This window comes from Bacillus sp. MMSF_3353 (assembly GCF_030733445.1).
GTDB classification, from domain to species: domain Bacteria; phylum Bacillota; class Bacilli; order Bacillales; family Bacillaceae_G; genus Bacillus_A; species Bacillus_A wiedmannii.
This window is the reverse complement of record NZ_JASHJA010000005.1, coordinates 106,206-121,055: the sequence shown is the minus strand read 5'-3', so window position 1 is coordinate 121,055 and position 14,850 is coordinate 106,206. Positions and strand designations below refer to the sequence as shown.

At 34.7% G+C, this 14,850-nt stretch carries 17 protein-coding genes; 5 read left to right on the top strand and 12 right to left on the bottom strand.

The genetic code is table 11. From position 1 onward, the window contains the following. Nucleotides 1-20: 20 nt before the first annotated feature. The 6 genes from RBB48_RS14100 to RBB48_RS14075 form a co-directional block, all read right to left on the bottom strand. Nucleotides 21-632 (bottom strand): phosphoserine phosphatase 1, encoded by a 612-nt coding sequence (locus RBB48_RS14100; RefSeq protein WP_097906695.1) that lies wholly within the window; start codon nt 630-632, stop codon nt 21-23. Between the two features lie 12 nt (nt 633-644). Further along, entirely contained in the window at nt 645-1,190 is a 546-nt protein-coding gene (locus RBB48_RS14095) for a short-chain dehydrogenase (RefSeq protein WP_097906696.1), read from the bottom strand. Between the two features lie 12 nt (nt 1,191-1,202). Continuing rightward, a complete protein-coding gene (gene fosB, locus RBB48_RS14090; protein WP_088063110.1) occupies nt 1,203-1,619 on the bottom strand; it encodes a FosBx1 family fosfomycin resistance bacillithiol transferase in 417 nt (138 codons plus the stop codon). A 57-nt stretch (nt 1,620-1,676) separates the two neighbouring features. Then, nucleotides 1,677-3,338 (bottom strand): peptide ABC transporter substrate-binding protein, encoded by a 1,662-nt coding sequence (locus tag RBB48_RS14085; protein WP_098856730.1) that lies wholly within the window; start codon nt 3,336-3,338, stop codon nt 1,677-1,679. Between the two features lie 84 nt (nt 3,339-3,422). Beyond that, nucleotides 3,423-4,427 carry a DUF2628 domain-containing protein gene (locus RBB48_RS14080; RefSeq protein WP_098649354.1) on the bottom strand — a complete coding sequence of 335 codons (1,005 nt, stop codon included), beginning with the start codon at nt 4,425-4,427 and terminating at the stop codon, nt 3,423-3,425. Nucleotides 4,428-4,434: 7 nt separating this feature from the next. Further along, nucleotides 4,435-4,887, bottom strand: coding sequence for a methylated-DNA--[protein]-cysteine S-methyltransferase (locus tag RBB48_RS14075; protein ID WP_087982770.1), 453 nt, complete (start codon nt 4,885-4,887; stop codon nt 4,435-4,437). A gap of 133 nt (nt 4,888-5,020) precedes the next feature. On the opposite strand from RBB48_RS14075, the gene namA reads away from it, so the two are divergent. After that, entirely contained in the window at nt 5,021-6,058 is a 1,038-nt protein-coding gene (namA, locus tag RBB48_RS14070; protein ID WP_306007778.1) for an NADPH dehydrogenase NamA, read from the top strand. Nucleotides 6,059-6,355: 297 nt separating this feature from the next. On the opposite strand, the gene RBB48_RS14065 is transcribed toward namA, so the two are convergent. From RBB48_RS14065 to RBB48_RS14055, 3 genes are all read right to left on the bottom strand, one after another. Further along, nucleotides 6,356-6,847: a DinB family protein gene (locus RBB48_RS14065; protein ID WP_088063107.1), complete on the bottom strand. Its 492-nt coding sequence runs from the start codon at nt 6,845-6,847 to the stop codon at nt 6,356-6,358. 489 nt (nt 6,848-7,336) lie between these two features. Further along, the gene (locus RBB48_RS14060; RefSeq protein ID WP_048559679.1) at nt 7,337-7,996 is read right to left on the bottom strand and encodes an oxidoreductase; all 660 of its coding nucleotides are present in this window, start codon (nt 7,994-7,996) and stop codon (nt 7,337-7,339) included. Nucleotides 7,997-8,111: 115 nt separating this feature from the next. Then, complete coding sequence (locus RBB48_RS14055) at nt 8,112-8,261, bottom strand: hypothetical protein (RefSeq protein WP_179861950.1); 150 nt, start codon at nt 8,259-8,261, stop codon at nt 8,112-8,114. A 267-nt stretch (nt 8,262-8,528) separates the two neighbouring features. Between RBB48_RS14055 and RBB48_RS14050 the strand changes: the two genes are divergently transcribed. Then, the gene (locus RBB48_RS14050; protein ID WP_088063106.1) at nt 8,529-9,479 is read left to right on the top strand and encodes a metal ABC transporter substrate-binding protein; all 951 of its coding nucleotides are present in this window, start codon (nt 8,529-8,531) and stop codon (nt 9,477-9,479) included. A 135-nt stretch (nt 9,480-9,614) separates the two neighbouring features. Beyond that, complete coding sequence (locus tag RBB48_RS14045) at nt 9,615-10,085, top strand: GNAT family N-acetyltransferase (protein WP_088063105.1); 471 nt, start codon at nt 9,615-9,617, stop codon at nt 10,083-10,085. A 96-nt stretch (nt 10,086-10,181) separates the two neighbouring features. Here the strand turns inward: RBB48_RS14045 and RBB48_RS14040 are convergent, their stop codons facing one another. Beyond that, nucleotides 10,182-11,132 carry a CobW family GTP-binding protein gene (locus tag RBB48_RS14040; RefSeq protein ID WP_000613417.1) on the bottom strand — a complete coding sequence of 317 codons (951 nt, stop codon included), beginning with the start codon at nt 11,130-11,132 and terminating at the stop codon, nt 10,182-10,184. 165 nt (nt 11,133-11,297) lie between these two features. Here RBB48_RS14040 and RBB48_RS14035 point away from each other — a divergent pair, with 165 nt between their 5' ends. After that, nucleotides 11,298-12,200, top strand: coding sequence for an aldo/keto reductase (locus RBB48_RS14035; RefSeq protein WP_088063104.1), 903 nt, complete (start codon nt 11,298-11,300; stop codon nt 12,198-12,200). A gap of 24 nt (nt 12,201-12,224) precedes the next feature. On the opposite strand, the gene RBB48_RS14030 is transcribed toward RBB48_RS14035, so the two are convergent. Then, on the bottom strand, nt 12,225-12,809 hold the full coding sequence (locus RBB48_RS14030) for a GNAT family N-acetyltransferase (protein WP_306007777.1): 585 nt from the start codon (nt 12,807-12,809) through the stop codon (nt 12,225-12,227). An 84-nt stretch (nt 12,810-12,893) separates the two neighbouring features. After that, nucleotides 12,894-14,357, bottom strand: coding sequence for a flavin monoamine oxidase family protein (locus tag RBB48_RS14025; protein ID WP_098649353.1), 1,464 nt, complete (start codon nt 14,355-14,357; stop codon nt 12,894-12,896). A 241-nt stretch (nt 14,358-14,598) separates the two neighbouring features. Between RBB48_RS14025 and RBB48_RS14020 the strand changes: the two genes are divergently transcribed. Next, nucleotides 14,599-14,790, top strand: coding sequence for a DUF3896 family protein (locus tag RBB48_RS14020; RefSeq protein WP_048543153.1), 192 nt, complete (start codon nt 14,599-14,601; stop codon nt 14,788-14,790). Nucleotides 14,791-14,850: the final 60 nt, after the last annotated feature.

Genomic DNA, 14,850 nt, shown 5'->3' with positions numbered 1-14,850 from the left:
TTTTGCGGCCTTTTTTACGTTCATTGAAAATGACTTATATCTGCAAATTGCTTCACTTCACCTTTATCTTCTTCAAATTCTATTATACTTAGACTAGCACTATGCATAAATGGATCATCCCATACATTTTCTATTTCAATACCCGCAAAATGTCCTACAAGTAGTTTTGCCGCTGCCGCATGGGAAACAATTAATATACTTTCTCCTTTATGCTTTTCTAAAAGAAGCTGTATCCCATCCATTACCCTTTTATGAACAGCCGCAAAATTTTCTCCCGATGTTGACTGGAAAAGATGTGGTTCATACCAAAACAACTGTATTTCGTCTGGGTACTGCCTTTCTATATCATCGACTGTCTGTCCTTCCCATATACCCATGTTAATTTCATAGAAATGCTCATCCGCGATTATCGGTATATCACGTTCGCCCTTTATTAACTCTGCAGTATGAAGGGTTCTTTCACTCGGACTACTATAGATCGCATCGATAGATAAATCTTTCATTCGATCTCCTAATTGCTTAGCTTGTAACATACCATTTTCAGTTAAAGCAGAATTTTTCCTGCCTTGCATTCGTTTCTCTACATTCCATTCCGTTTCACCATGCCTTGTTACATATACCGTTGTCTTCACTTCAATTCCCCCTTACCATGTCGGCCGCAATTCCCACGGTTCTACTCGTCCTACAATCCATTCATCACATTTAATTTCAATTCCTTTTATTACTCCATCCGATATTTCTTCATGAGTAAGCCATCTTCCGTATGTATCTTCTAATATAAAACCTAATATTATTCTATGATAGCTACATCGCGTACCGCCTATTTTTTGTGAGGCTATTCTCGACGCTTTACTGCCTAAAATATGAAAAACGTTGTATGTTTCAGACGACAAGTCTAATTCTCTACAAATGAGTGATAATGCATCCTTTGCACTTGAGTGTATCCATGCAACAACCAATGTTATTGGGCCATTCCTCTCAATTGTGTTTTTAATAGCTAACTTTACATCGTCATCATGATGATAATCTAACGGAAGGCATGTGATACTTTCAGGTGTGGTACTCTCCCGTTTAACATTTTCTAATTTCACTTCATCTCTTCCAATAATAGAAACATGAAACCCTTGCTCACAAAGCCACATAGACACCCTCTTTAGCATTCCCGTTCCACCAATTACTAACGCATGCAACTTCTTCTCCCCTTAGTAAAATGTCATATGAGGTTTATCTTCCCTATAATAATTAATTCGGTCTTGCAATGTCCCTGAATGAAACTCAAACTTATGTCCATCAGGATCAACAAAATATATAGACTCACAATCTCTTACATCCCGTTCTCTTCCTTGTAAAATATGAACATCATTTTCTTCTAATCGCTGTATTAGACGTTCAAAGTCTTCTTGTTCAACAGAAAATGCAATGTGCGTATAAGATTGATGAATCTCATTTCTCGGAATATGTTTCTCTTCATTAAGTGCTATCCATACTCCACATATGTTAAAATACGCCAATTTTCTCCCTTTAACTAATAATTCTCCCCCTAATACTTTTTCATAAAACATAATAGAGTTTTCTAAATTAGACACTGAAAAACAAAGATGATTGATTCCCCTTAACAACTATAATTCCTCCTTATACAAAAAAGATGAGCGAAAATTCACTCACCTTTTATTATACTATTTTTTTGTAATATATGCCCATTTATAACTGAAGTCCCCGCCAAACGTATGATTAGCAATACCTTTTACAAACGGCTTCTCTAAATAAGCTGTGCTTTGTTGATACGTAGGAGAAATGGCAGCATCTTGACCAATTAAGATTTTTTCAGCTTCTGCAAGTGCATTCCAGCGTGCTTTATCATCTTTTAATAGCTCTCCTTTTGATTTCGCTACTAAATCATCATACTTCGGATTAGAATAATTCATTTCATTAAATGAGCTTCCAGTAACAAACATATCAATATAAGTCATTGGATCTGGATAGTCAGGGCTCCATGCAGATAATGAGAATTCATATTCGAATTTCTTTTCTAAATCTAGCTTCTGCTTGTATGGTTGCTGTTTCAAATTCACTTTAATACCAGGTAAGTTTTTCTCTAATTCTTCTTTAATAAAGTCGCCTACTTTTTTACGGCTACCATTATCATCATTTAGTAATTCAACCGTAATTGTATCTTGACCAAGCTCTTTCTTCGCTTCTTCCCATAATTTTTTTGCTTTCGCTGCGTTATCTTTACTATCACGGAAGTTTTTATTTACAGAGCGGAAGTCTTTTCCATCCGGACCTGTCGTGAATTTTTCAGGTACTAAGAAATATGCTGGCAAAGAACCGTCATTTAAAATGACATCAGCAATTCCTTTTTTATCGTATGCTAAATCAATCGCTTCACGTACTTTTTGGTTTTTAAATGTTGCATTTTTTTGGTTAAAACGCAAGAAATACATACGTGGATCTAACTTCGTTTTAAATTCATCTGGCTTATTCTTTTTATATTTATCAACAAATTCAGAAGTTAAAATAACTCGATCTGCTTGATCACTATCATATAAATTTACTCCAGTGCTTGTTTCCTTCACAATACTTACATTAATTTCGTCTAACTTTACAGTATCTTTATCCCAATAATTAGGATTTTTCTTTAACTGATAATTTTGTTCATGTTTCCATTGACTCATTGTAAATGGTCCATTATATAATAATTTATCTGCTTCTAATCCGTATTTATCTCCTTGCTCTTTCACATATTTTTCATTTAATGGAAAATATGTAGGGAACGACGTAAGCTCAAGAAAATAAGGTGCTGGTTGCTCTAATTCTACTACCAACGTTTTATCATCCTTCGCTTTAACACCCAATTGATCTGATGGTAATTCTCCTTTATTTACTTTCTGTGCATTTTTCACATCAAATAAAATGAATGCATATTCTGCCGCTATTGCTTTATCTAATGTACGTTGCCATGCATATACAAAATCTTGTGCTCGAACTGGATCACCATTTGACCATTTCGCATCACGTAATTCAAATGTATATGTCTTTTTATCTTCACTAATCTTCACATCTTTTGCCATGCCTGGTGTTGGTTTATTATCTTTATCTAGACGATATAAACCTTCCATTGCATTTACAAAGGCACGGAAAGATACAGAATCCGTTGATTTAGATGTATCCATTGAAGGAATTTCAGCTGTTTCTAGCAAATTTAAAACTTGTTTATCTGCCATTTCCTTATTCGATTCTTTCTTCGTTGTCGAAGCCTTCTCACCATTCCCACATCCTGCAACCAATACACTTGTCGTTAACGCAAGTGCAGCAATTGTTGTTGTCTTTCTCTTCATTCTTCCTTCCCCCAATCTATATGTATAAGTTAAATCTTGTATAATATATTTCATTATACAAAAGATTCTGATTATTTTAAATATTTATTTTAACAAACATAGAAAAAAGCGGTCGGAAGTTTCTTTCCAGCCGCTTTTTTGAATCGCATTTACTTGTAATCCATCCTCTATATCAAATGGATTTTGAACCTTAAATATTTCGTCCATCATCTTCAAAAACTCTTCTTCATTTTTAGATTCACCATTAACCGTAAGCGAGTACGGTTCCACTTCACCCAATTTATAATCGACAACAAATTGAATCGTCACCTTTTGTCTTGGTGATCCCGCGTTATATCCTTGGAATTCTACTAATTCTAACCCTTCCGTTCCACGATAATATATCCAACCTGAATTTTGAAAATAATTTTCGAAAGATTCACCTATTGAAAAGAAAGGATATTCATAAAGCGAGCTTGTACGAACCTTTTGTATAACGTCTCGATCAGTCGGAAAAAAGAAATGACTAAAAAATATGCTAGCAACTGCTAAAATAGTAACAATTGTCGCTCCCATTTTGCTCGTTCCGCCGCTATCATGGATAAGATAGTTTTCAACTGATTTATCTTTTATTTCTCTTGCTTTTATTCGGTATATACGTCTTTCCGCAAATTGATAGTATAATCCATTTGCAAAAATCCCCATTCCAAACAGAATAAAAATGAGTAATAAAAACGTAAGAGGCACCATATTAATGATTGGCAGTGCTACATTGAAACCCATATAATAAGAAAACGCATCACACGCTACTAATAACAATACAAATAATGCTGCCGGTAAATAGTACTTACGATATCCAAGCCAACCTATATTGAAAATAGTTGCCCAACCATTCCAGCTCCACCTAGCAATCCGCTTATTCTCAAGCTCCCATTTCCTTTTGTAATACGGATATTGTCTCCCTACATATACTTCTAGTTCTTTATCTATTAACGAGCTACTTTCACCTTGTTCATTATCCAACTTTCGCTGACAACTTGCACAATTTAACTGTTCCTCCTCGCAAGGTTGCCCACAATTTATACATTTCAAAACAATCCCTCTTCCCATCCATACGTCATTTCATAATACCTTCGTGTTTTAATAACCACTCTTTCCTCCATAAACCACCAGCATATCCAACAAGCTTTCCACTCTTTCCTATTACACGGTGACATGGAACGATTATTGAAATTGGATTCCGACTATTTGCCCCTCCTATCGCCCGTACAGCTTTCGTATTTCCAACCTTCTCTGCAATATCTAAATATGAAGCACTTACGCCATAAGGGATAGTATAAAGCGCATCCCATACATTTTTTTGAAATACTGTTCCCTCAGCAGATAGCGGGACTGTGAACTCTTTTCTTTTCCCCTTAAAATATTCATCTAGCTCATTTATACATTGATCTATTATTTCATTTTTATGTTCTTCTTGTCTCTCATCAACAAATATAACAGACGTAATTCCTTTATCGTTCGCTGTAATTTCCAGCAAGCCTAATTCACTTTCATAATAAGCCTGGTACATATGTCATCCTCCAATTCAATTCATATTAATTATTGTAACACGAATAGACAAAATTTTTCGTATAAGCGTTTTATTAGGGAAACAAAAACAAGAATGATACAATGTAAGAAAATTCAATCTAGGAGGCTATTGGATGAATTATGAACTTTTTTCACCTTATACAATTAAGGACGTTACATTAAAAAACCGTATCGTTATGTCACCTATGTGCATGTATTCATCAGAAAACGAGGATGGCCAAGTAACTAATTTCCATCACGTTCATTACGGAACAAGAGCTGCTGGTCAAGTTGGTTTAGTTATGATCGAAGCAACAGCCGTGTTACCTGAAGGAAGAATTTCTAATAAAGACCTAGGTATATGGGATGATAGCCTAATTGAAGGCTTACATAAAACGACAACTTTTATACATGATAACGGCGCAAAAGCCGCCATTCAACTTGCTCACGCCGGAAGAAAAGCTGAATTAGAAACGGATGCTCTCGCTCCATCCGCAATTCCGTTTAATGAAACTATGAAAATCCCAGTAGAAATGAGTATACAGCAAATAAAAAAGACCATATTAGCTTTTCAAGAGGCTGCAATACGATCCAAACAAGCTGGATTTGACGTTATTGAAATACACGGCGCTCACGGTTATCTTATTAATGAATTTCTTTCTCCACTTTCTAATAAACGGACCGATGAATATGGAGGTTCACCTGAAAATCGCTATCGTTTCTTACGTGAAATCATTGACTCAATAAATGAAGTTTGGAACGGACCGTTATTTGTTCGTATTTCAGCAAACGATTATCATCCTGACGGTTTAACGGTTCAAGATTACGTTCCATATACAAACTGGATGAAAGAACAAGGAGTAGATTTAATTGATTGTAGTTCTGGAGCTGTTGTTCCGGCACACATCGATGTATATCCCGGGTATCAAGTGCAATATGCTAAACATATTAAAGAACATGCTAACATTGCAACTGGGGCTGTTGGTTTGATTACGAATGGAGTACAGGCAGAACAAATTTTAAATAATAACGAAGCAGATTTAATTTTTATCGGACGTGAGTTACTTCGCAATCCTTACTTTCCAAGAATAGCCGCCAATGAACTTAGTTTTGAGTTAGAAGAACCGTATCAATACAAACGAGCACCGGGGAAACTCCATACAAATAAATAAAACCGAGAATAATATGTACTACTGAATCTAGAGGAATAAAAAGTATACTATAAGATAACGTATGTTATTTCATAATATCGTTTTAAGGTGGATCAACATTTTGCTTGATACACCTATTTTTTTATGTATTTATCTCCCTTTCTGAATATGTGACAGGGTTAAAAATCGAATTCCACAATCATGATTACGAAAAAAAACAATTCCTCAGATTAAGTGAGAAATTGTTTTTTCATATAGTAGTATTCTACATATTAATTCGTTTGTTTCGTGTATAACTCCAACAATTTTAAGTATCATTTACAAATAAGAACGATGCGCTGGCCATGAACCTTGAAGCTTGCGAAGTTGCACAATTTGCCCGGTATGATAAGCATCGTGCAAAAGGATGTTCATATATTGTTGCCAAATTGGTAGAGAAGGAGTTAATTGATTTAGTTCTGCTTCTTGAAGGGATATTAATGCAGATTGTAAGGCATCATGCACTTGAATTGTTCGCAACACTGTTTGTTGCCAAGCATCCTCATCATTACGTCCACCTTGGACAAACGTTTCATCATTATTTTGTGGCGCCACAAATGTTTCATCTTGATGCAAGCGGGCAAGTAAGCGTTCTTTAAAGATAAGTAAATGGTTTACATTTTCCCAAATCGTATTACTAGCCTCTCCTTCTGGTTGCCAACATGCTTGTGCAGCAGTAAGGTGCTTTAACGCGTCTGATAAAGGTGGATACCATTCTTCTTCGTAAAACACTTGCTTAATTCCATTTTGCAACATTTCTTTTTTACTCATTCTTATATCCTCCTTTTGCAAATCTCCCAAAAATACGGAGTAGTACATATAGGACTTTTATATCTTCGGAACCCAATTCCCTTCAGATTTTACTCAAACAGATTATTTCCAAATAGAAAGTATATTCTATTTGATTTATTGGCATTACAAACAATGGATATATGATAGTAGTATATTTTCAAATGAAGTGAAACATTCTTATAAGACGAAATCATCCGTTAGTATAATACGACTCTAAAAATAGCATTGCAATAAACGAGGTCACTTGTCGTACTAGAGTTGGAGACGTATAAAGTGAAACTTTAATCCGCGGGGGTTTTGCTGTCCACAAATAGCGGGATAAGAATGCGATTTGCATAATAAATTATCGTAAAAAAGGAGTGGGATTCCCACTCCTTTTTTACTTTCTTATAATTGCTAAACTACATGTATTTACTATTCATTCAAGATTCAAACTTGATTTTTAATACATGCCATTTTTCACGTTTTTTATTCTATCGTTGTAATTTCATTTGAGTTATAAATATAAATACCCGTTTCTTCTCTCAATGCAGTTATATACATCCCTTTCGCCACATCTTTCGCTGAAATTGGTTTATACTTTTTGAAAGCCCCTTTAAATATAAAAGGAATGATACGAGATAACTTTTCAGCCATTCGTTCACCGAAACGAAATTCTTGTCGATTTCCTACTAATAAAGATGGCCTAAAAATGTGAATACCACCAATGACTAACTTTTGTAATTCCTCTTCCATTCTCCCTTTAACTTGCGAATAAAAGAAAAACGATTTAGGTTTTGCTCCCATTGAAGACACAACAAGGAAATTTTGTACCCCTTGTTTTTCAGCTAAACAAGCAGCTCGTAACGTATATTCATAATCTACCTTTTTGAAATTTGCCTTTGTTTTTGCTTTTTTGATTGTTGTTCCTAGACAACTAAATACGTCATCTACAGCAAAAAACTCTTTATATTCCTCTAACATCGAAAAATCTATTTGCTTTTGCTGTAATTTTTCATGTTGCCATTGCATTGGTTCCCTTACAAAAATAGTAACCGAATCGTAGTAATCTGATTCAAGTAATAGACGCGTTATCTCTTGTCCAACTAAACCACTTGCACCAAGTACTAACGCTGTTCGCTTATTCATATATGCATATACCTCTTATTTTACTTTTCTCTCCTTCAGTAAAATACAACTTTTAGGAGTTTCCTGCTCTCATTTTACCACAAGTAAAGCACTATGCGTACGCATAGTGCTTTACTCACTCTTTTTTCTCATCTTTCTCTCGCAATTTTATTACTGTTGATGCATCTCCTAAATTACTTATTAATCTTCTTAAAAAAATTAAGACTAATGCTAATGGTAATACTACCGCTAATATCAATAAAATAGCTTCCATTAAGTAACCCAAACACTCATCCCCCTCTACACCCTCCTTTCAAATATATGAACGTAGCGTTGTCACATATGCATGCATTCCTAAAAATAATACATCCAAATTTGACAACTTTATAACAAAAACAAATCGGAATGATTATTATTTATTGCAACTTTATAAAAGATGTATTATACTAAGTTCGCAAACTAAAACGTAATTATTCCGTTTTGTATTAAAATGATATTTTTCTTCTATAATTGGGGAAAATATATCCGTAAAAAAAGAAAAGAGGAGAACTTCATGCCTAAAAGATTGACTATATTTTCATTCTTACTTATTTTCACTTTAATTTTTACTGGCTGCTCAAATAAAAAAGAAGGTAATGCCAAGAAAGACGGAAAGCTAACTGTTTATACTACTATTTTTCCTCTTGCAGATTTTGCAAAAAAAATTGGTGGCGACTATGTAACTGTTGAAGCGATTTACCCACCTGGTGCAGATTCACATACATTTGAACCAAGTCAAAAACAAACAGTACAAGTTGCAAAAGCCGATTTATTCGTTTATAACGGCGCTGAATTAGAACCATTTGCTGAAAAAATGGAAAAAGCATTACAAAAAGAAAATGTTAAAATTGTAAATGCATCAAAAGGTATTGAACTGCGTACTTCTACTGAAGAAGAGCATCATGATCACGGAGACGGCCATAAAGAGGATGAACATCATCACGATAAAGACCCACACATTTGGTTAGACCCTACTCTAGCAATGAAACAGGCAGAAAAAATTAAAAATGCACTTGTAGAATTACAGCCTGATCATAAACAAGAGTTCGAAAAAAATTTCGCAGCACTGCAAACAAAATTTACTGATTTAGATGATCAATTTAAAGCAGCTGTTGCGAATGCAAAAACGAAAGACATTTTAGTTTCTCATGCGGCTTATGGATACTGGGAACAACGCTATGGCCTGAAACAAATTGCTATCGCTGGTATTTCAGCTTCTAATGAACCATCTCAAAAACAGCTTGCTGACATTACAAAAACAGTAAAAGAACATAATCTACAATATATTTTATTTGAAACATTCTCTACACCAAAGGTAGCGTCCGTAATTCAAAAAGAGACGGGTACAAAAATTTTACGCTTAAATCATCTTGCTACTATTTCTGAAGATGATGCGAAGAGCAATAAAGATTACTTCACTTTAATGGAAGAAAACGTAAATACATTAAAAGAAGCTACTAACTAATCAAATTTTTAAAAGAAGCTGAATATGTCATTCAGCTTCTTTTTTATTTGTTCTTACTTGACTTGACCAAAATAACAAGTAAAATTATCCATATTAGCTTTTAAGCTATATTAATTTAGAAGGTGAGTTGGAATTATGACTCTTCACATTTGTGAAGTTACAGCAAAAAATTGGCGTTCGGTAGCTGCTTTAAACGTCGCAAAAGACCAGCAGCAATTTATTGAAAGCAATGCGTTTTCTCTAGCAGAATCATTATATGAGGGAAACGGAACGTCAGTAGGTTTATATGATGGAGAAACACTTGTAGGATACGCAATGTATGGATGGTATTGGGAAAAACGTAAAAGTGTTTGGTTAGATCGCTTTATGATTGACGAGCAATATCAAGGAAAAGGATACGCAAAACGTTTCCTTCGCATACTCATTCAATTCTTACAAGATAAATTTGAATGTAAAATAATTTATTTAAGTTTACATCCAGACAACAAACTCGCAATGGGATTATACGAGTCATTTGGTTTCCGTTTAAATGGTGATATTGATGACGAAGGTCCAGTTGTAGGTGTTGTAATGGAGTTACTATTAGATGAACATACAAGCCTGTGAAAACAGGCTTTTTATTATCCTTCGTTTTTTGCAATCTAGCATTTTTCTACAAAATACTTAGTTAAGTTAAAAAATAAGCCTGCAATATATGCAGACTTATTTCACACACTCCCCGAAATGTTCTTGGAACCATTCTTTATTAATATCTTTTCCGATAAACACAACTTCACTTACTCGTTCTTCGCCCTCTTGCCACTCTCTATCATATGATGCAGCAAACAGTGTATGCACACCTTGGAAAACGATACGTTTATCTACTCCATCAATCGATAAAATTCCTTTGTAGCGATATAAATACTCCCCTAGCTCTTGAACGACAGCTGACATCCACTCATTTAGTTTTTGTAAATCTAACGGTCGCTCTTCGCGTAGTACAAACGACTTTACCCCTTCTAGATGATTATGCTCTTTATGAGGATAAATTTGTAACGTATCTTTCGTTTTAAACGTTTGAATTTGTAGTAACGATGGAATATCTACATCACAGTTAGTCGCCTCGATTAACTTTGCAGTTGGGTTAATACCTTGCAGTTCCTGCAATAGATTTTCCTTTTCACTTTCATCCACTAAATCTAATTTATTTACTAAAACGACATCAGCAAATGCAATTTGTTCCTTTGCTTCTAGTCCTTTTTCAAAATGTTTATGTATATGATAACTATCTACTACTGTTACAACGCCGTTAATTTGGTATGCAGATTGAATCACAGGATCTAAAAAGAATGTTTGAATAATCGGACCTGGATTTGCAAGACCAGTCGTTTCAATTACTAATCCATCAAATTCCATTTTACCTTCTGCTTTTACGTCCAGTAATTGTTTTAAAGCGACTAGTAAATCTTCACGTACAGTACAACATAAACATCCATTCGTCATCTCCATAATCTCTTCTTCGACATTCATAATCAGCTGATTATCAATACCAATTTGTCCTATTTCATTTACAATCACTGCTAATTTATGACCGTGATTTTCTGATAAAATGCGATTTAATAATGTCGTTTTCCCTGATCCAAGAAAACCAGTTAATATTGTTACTGGAATCATTTCGTACATCTCCTTATAGCTATATGTTTTTACATTATAGCATATAGAGAAAATCGTTTTTGTAGCAAAACATATTTATTGTATGTACGACACTGTAACTATATAATAATATGTAGCAAGAAAGCCTTTTCAAAAAATGATTCATTCATCAAGGAGGTACTTATAATGGAACGAGTTCAAATGGCCGAAACACTAGAATTTTCTCGTATTATTCAAGGTTTTTGGCGTTTAGCAGAATGGAATATGCCAAAGCAAGAGTTACTTTCTTTTATGGAAGCTTGTATGGATATGGGAATTACTACTTTCGATCATGCTGATATTTATGGCGGATATACGTGTGAAGGATTATTTGGAGAAGCGTTACAACTCAAGCCTTCCTTACGCGAAGACATGCAAATTATCACAAAATGTGGAATCGCTCCCCCATCACCAAAATTTCCAGAGAGATATGTTGCGCACTACAATACGAGTGCTGAACATATAATAAAAAGCGCGGAAGACTCACTACAAAACTTACATACAGATTATATTGATGTACTGCTCATTCATCGCCCTGATCCATTTATGGATCCAAATGAAGTAGCAGAAGCGTTCTCACGCTTAAAGCAAGAAGGAAAAGTCCGTCACTTCGGTGTATCTAACTTTTTACCTTCACAGTTTAATATGTTAAGTTCTTATTTAGATTTCCCGCTCATTACAAATCAAATTGAAGTATCTGCGATGCAGCTTGAACATTTCGAAAAAGGGACAATTGATTTATGCCAAGAAAAGCGAATCAATCCTATGATTTGGTCGCCTCTTGCTGGCGGAGAAATCTTTACTGGTCAATCAGAACGTGCTGTACGTTTACGTGAAACTTTACAGAAGGTTGCTACTGAACTAGATGTTACTAGCATCGATACAGTTATGTATGCATGGCTGCTTGCTCATCCAGCTAACATGATGCCAATCGTTGGATCTGGTAAATTAGATCGTGTTAAAACAGCCGCCCTTGCTACAAAAGTTAATTTAGATCGTCAACAATGGTTTACAATTTTCGAAAGCTCTAATGGACATCCTGTACCATAATACACAAAAAGAAGAGCTGTTTCTTTACAGCTCTTCTTTTTCATATGTATTTCTAGTCATGGCAAATACACACATATCCCTTAATCCATTTCCATCTACCGCTACACTCGCACTTTCCAATGTACCTTCTAACTTAAATCCTAATTTCTCAGGTATCGCTCCACTCTTCTTATTTAAAGAATCACATCGAATTTCTACGCGATTTGCTTTCAGCTCAGAAAAAGCATAATCTGTTATACCCTTTGCAGCCTCTACCATATAACCCTTTCCACTAAACCTTGAATCAATCCAATACCCAATTTCAAATTGAGGTATATCCCAATTAATACGATGCAATCCAGCTGATGCAATAAATTCACCTGTTTCTTTCGAAAAAACTAGTAATCTTAAATCCTCACGCTGTAAAAATTGAATATGCGATTTTCTAATGCTCACTTCTACTTCTTCCTCTGTTTGCTCTTTTTGTGCAAAAACCATCCAAGGTTTTAATTCTTTCATAGAAGCTTGAATTGCATCGTATACAGATTTACCGTCACCCGGTTTCGGCATTCGAATAAATAGCCTATCAGTATAAAATTCAGAAGGAAAATCAAATAATAACGGATTCACTTTCAACACTCCTTTTAATTCTTTTATATATAATAATATCCATCTCAAACTATACAGTAAAGAAATTTCTGAATTTTATACATTTTAATTATTTACCTCTACCGCTACACGAACTCCAGATTCAATTGCACCTTGTATCCATCCGTGATATAACGTTGTATGATCACCTGCAAAGTATAATCTCCCCTCTGGTTTTATAATCGCTGGTTGTAGCTCAGATTCTTGACCTGCCTGAAATAGCGCAAATCCTCCAAGTGCATATGGATCCAATGTCCAACTTTTTGATATGCCAGACATGAACTCATCATATACTTGACCGCCTAATATGGTCGCTAAATTTTGTAGTGTGTAATAAATACGATCACCTTTTGATAACCCATCCCATAACAACGCATCATAAGACCATGTATAGCTTCCTAACATCATAGCAGGTCCTTTTTCTCCAATTCCGTGACTTGGATAATAGGCGTAACGAATTGGTAAATCCGTTATAATTCTGCCACCTAATTGTCCTTGTTCTTCCCAAAATCGACTTTTAAATTGAATTCCTATTTTCGTCGCTGGCATATAATGCAATTCACGAATCGCTTTCCATTTTTCATGAGATATAGAATTAAATGGATCTACTTCCACAAAGCGCATTGTCGAAAATGGAATTGTAATAATAACTAAATCCCCTGTAATACTACTATACTCAAAAGTTTCCTCGTTTCGATAGAAAGCTGTCACACCATTATCATGTTGTTGTAGCTTCATTAATTTTTGATTATATATAATATTTTCTTCTAATTGTGGTAAAAAGGACTTCGGTAATCTATCATTCCCGCCTACTATTTCACAAAATCCACTCTCCACTTGCATAATATATAAAAAGCGTAACGTCTCAACAAATGACCTTTCCAAAAAACCTTCTAAATCTAATAAAACACCAATCATCTCGATTGTTACTGGTGAAAAGTAAGTATTATATTGATAAGGGTAATACTTTAAAAATTGTCCTGTAGAGTATCTCCCAAAATCCTTTACTACAATATCCCAATTTTTCTCTGGGTTCTTTTTTATAAAATTTATAATGGGCTGCACCGCTAACATTAATAGCTCCTCAGACGTTTTCCCAACTTCATTCATTTCCACAGGATACTTTAATATACTTGGATCTTTTTCATATTGTTTTAATGTCGTTTTTCGGCCATTTACGTAAACGATATCTGTCTCATTCCTATTAATAAAAGGGCTTACCTGTAGCCCGAATTTTCTTATATATGCCATCGTTAATGTGTGCGAATACGGAATTCTCATTGCCCCAACATCTAAATATAATCCGGTATCTTCCATTCTAACCGTCTCTATGCGGCCACCTACCCGGTTGTTTGCTTCAAAAATCTTCACATCATGTCCTGCAGCTTTTAATAAAGATGCCGAAACCAACCCAGCCATACCGGCCCCTACTACTATAATTCGCTTCGGACGAGTCGTCTTCTTTAACCCTTTATTTATAACTTTTAACGTTTCATCCATCTCAGTGTTATACATTATATCTTTCTGCACAATTCCACCCCTTACTTCATAAAGTGAAACTATAATCAGTGGGGGGGTCTTCCCCTACTGATTATTAGTTGAACCAATCGGGCTTTTATGGGCATTAGTGGTTTAGTGCATTTTATTCATAAATTCCTATAAACATAACAACATAGAAAGAGGAATATTCACTAAAAGTACATAAGAGTTAGCTTTCACACCTCTTCACGCTTCGTATAATATAGCAACAGCAAAGAAGGAGTGGTTAAAAATGAAACAAACTTACGACTACCACGCTACAAAGAAGTATTTAGAAGAAAAGAAACAACAACTATGCAACAAACTTAGTTGTAAGCATCTATCTAAAAAAGAGCGTGAACAACTAAAACTTGAGATTGATAACTACGAATATATATTAAATTTAGCCGAAATGAATCATTATGAACGAGGATTTTCTCGTTAAAAGTAAATATAGAATTTATCCACTTTTTATTTTGAGCATTTTATTACGCATTTTTCGTAA

Bases quoted from the DNA above. Each gene is read 5' to 3' on its own strand.
- RBB48_RS14040 (WP_000613417.1), bottom strand. From the start codon at position 11,132: ATGATTCCAGTAACAATATTAACTGGTTTTCTTGGATCAGGGAAAACG.
- RBB48_RS14020 (WP_048543153.1), top strand. From the start codon at position 14,599: ATGAAACAAACTTACGACTACCACGCTACAAAGAAGTATTTAGAAGAA.
- RBB48_RS14065 (WP_088063107.1), bottom strand. From the start codon at position 6,847: ATGAGTAAAAAAGAAATGTTGCAAAATGGAATTAAGCAAGTGTTTTAC.
- RBB48_RS14075 (WP_087982770.1), bottom strand. From the start codon at position 4,887: ATGTACCAGGCTTATTATGAAAGTGAATTAGGCTTGCTGGAAATTACA.
- RBB48_RS14085 (WP_098856730.1), bottom strand. From the start codon at position 3,338: ATGAAGAGAAAGACAACAACAATTGCTGCACTTGCGTTAACGACAAGT.
- RBB48_RS14035 (WP_088063104.1), top strand. From the start codon at position 11,298: ATGGAACGAGTTCAAATGGCCGAAACACTAGAATTTTCTCGTATTATT.
- RBB48_RS14045 (WP_088063105.1), top strand. From the start codon at position 9,615: ATGACTCTTCACATTTGTGAAGTTACAGCAAAAAATTGGCGTTCGGTA.
- namA (WP_306007778.1), top strand. From the start codon at position 5,021: ATGAATTATGAACTTTTTTCACCTTATACAATTAAGGACGTTACATTA.
- RBB48_RS14060 (WP_048559679.1), bottom strand. From the start codon at position 7,996: ATGAATAAGCGAACAGCGTTAGTACTTGGTGCAAGTGGTTTAGTTGGA.
- RBB48_RS14050 (WP_088063106.1), top strand. From the start codon at position 8,529: ATGCCTAAAAGATTGACTATATTTTCATTCTTACTTATTTTCACTTTA.
- RBB48_RS14080 (WP_098649354.1), bottom strand. From the start codon at position 4,427: ATGGGAAGAGGGATTGTTTTGAAATGTATAAATTGTGGGCAACCTTGC.